Source organism: Comamonas sp. Z1, assembly GCF_008121555.1.
GTDB lineage: Bacteria > Pseudomonadota > Gammaproteobacteria > Burkholderiales > Burkholderiaceae_C > Comamonas > Comamonas thiooxydans.
This window is the reverse complement of sequence record NZ_VOQT01000058.1, coordinates 1-1,322: the sequence shown is the minus strand read 5'-3', so window position 1 is coordinate 1,322 and position 1,322 is coordinate 1. Positions and strand designations below refer to the sequence as shown.

The 1,322-nt window shown below is 55.8% G+C and carries 2 protein-coding genes; one reads left to right on the top strand and one right to left on the bottom strand.

Annotated elements, in window-relative coordinates:
- A partial coding sequence (locus tag FSY45_RS27690) for a tripartite tricarboxylate transporter substrate binding protein (protein WP_148748566.1) occupies positions 1 to 503 on the bottom strand: 503 nt, incomplete at its 3' end.
- A gap of 109 nt (positions 504 to 612) precedes the next feature.
- On the opposite strand from FSY45_RS27690, the gene FSY45_RS27685 reads away from it, so the two are divergent.
- On the top strand, positions 613 to 1,322 hold a 710-nt coding region (locus FSY45_RS27685), incomplete at its 3' end, for an IclR family transcriptional regulator C-terminal domain-containing protein (RefSeq protein WP_148748565.1).

Below are 1,322 nucleotides of genomic sequence, written 5' to 3'. Positions count from 1 at the left end.
GCAGTCAGGTGGGATGTGGAGCCGTCGCCTTGCGTCGCCACAGTCACTTTTTTGGGATTGGCTTTGGCGTATGCAATGAACTCGCCAAGTGACTTAAAAGGCAGCTTCGGGTTGATGACCAGGACGTTGGGCACTGTGGCCAAAATCGTCACCGGTACCCAGCGAGTCGGGTCAAAGCTGAGCTTCTGATAGAGGTTGTGGTTGATGGCGATGGGCCCCGGAGGGGAGGCCAGCACAGTCATTCCGTCCGGCGGTGCCCGGAACACTAGATCGGCACCGATGTTTCCACCAGCCCCGGGCTTATTTTCAATGATCACGCCACCTGCGTAGTCCGCGCGGATTTTTTCGACTACTAGGCGCGGCAGTACATCAGCGGTACCACCGGCCGAGAAGGGCACGACGATCTTGAGAGGTTGATTTGACTGAGCCAGGCTACCTGTTGAAGCAACCGCGGTGGCAATGCCGATCAATGCTTCGCGTCTGCGAATGGATTCGTTGCGCATCTTGTCTCCTTCTTGTGTGGGGAACTGCAGTATGGGGATGTCGTACTTTGTGTTAAACCTGTTTTTGCGCTATGCGCAAAAATGTTGAAAACACCTTGATTTGATCGCTATGCAGGACAAGAACTTTGTGGAATCGCTGCGCAAGGGATTGGGCGTACTGACTTGCTTTGACCGTCGGCATACCCGGCTCACGCTGTCGGAAGTGGCCAGGCTCACGCAGTCCACGCCAGCATCAGCCAGACGTTCGCTCAGCACACTAGTACAGCTCGGCTATTTAGAGAGTGACGGAAAGCTGTTTTGGATGCAGCCTAAGTCACTGCTGATCGCCTATTCATTTCTGTCATCGCGCCCCATGCCTGCGTTGGCCCAGCCGCTACTGGATGCACTGTCGGAGCGGACCAGAGAGTCCGCTTCGCTTGGTACTTTGTTGGAAGACGATGCCATCATCATTGGCCGTTCGACCGCACGGCGCAGCTTGAGCACGGGCCTAGGAATAGGATCCAGGTTGCCGGTGTACTGTTCTGCGATTGGTCGGATGCTGTTGTCAGGACTGCTTCAACATGAGGCGCGTGCAAGGCTGGAGATGATCGAGCGGGTGGCTCTGACCCCTCAGACGATGACTGACTTGGAGGAGCTGCTAGGTCTGCTTGAAACTTGCAGGCAATCCGGATGGTCATGCAGCGATGGAGAGTTGGAGCTGGGTGTGCGCTCCATGGCGGCGCCAGTGCGCGACCCTCAAGGCAACACAATTGCTGCCATGAGCATTGCTGTTAGGGCAGAGAGACTCAGCATGAGTGAGTTCAAGGAGACTTTTTTGAT